This window comes from Bacillus cereus group sp. BfR-BA-01331 (assembly GCF_022663915.1).
GTDB classification, from domain to species: domain Bacteria; phylum Bacillota; class Bacilli; order Bacillales; family Bacillaceae_G; genus Bacillus_A; species Bacillus_A mycoides.
The window spans coordinates 1-325 of the sequence record NZ_JAKUGJ010000190.1 but is presented as its reverse complement, the minus strand read 5'-3'; the positions used below and the strand labels follow the sequence as shown (position 1 = coordinate 325).

Genomic DNA, 325 nt, shown 5'->3' with positions numbered 1-325 from the left:
CCAGTGGAACCGGTAGCACCTGTGATACCTTGAACGCCTTGAGGCCCAGTGGAACCAGTAGCACCTGTGTTACCTTGCGTACCTTGAGGCCCAGTAGCACCTGTGTTACCTTGCGTACCTTGAGGTCCAGTGGCACCTGTATTACCTTGAGGTCCTTGAGGTCCAGTAGCACCTGTATTACCTTGAGGTCCTTGAGGTCCAGTAGCACCCGTGTTGCCTTGCGCACCTTGAGGACCAGTGGAACCGGTAGCACCTGTGATACCTTGAACGCCTTGAGGCCCAGTGGAACCAGTAGCACCTGTGTTACCTTGCGTACCTTGAGGCC

General features: G+C 55.7%; 1 pseudogene. It reads right to left on the bottom strand.

Annotated elements, in window-relative coordinates:
• Positions 1 to 325, bottom strand: a pseudogene (locus tag MR155_RS31645) (collagen-like protein); the annotation flags it as partial.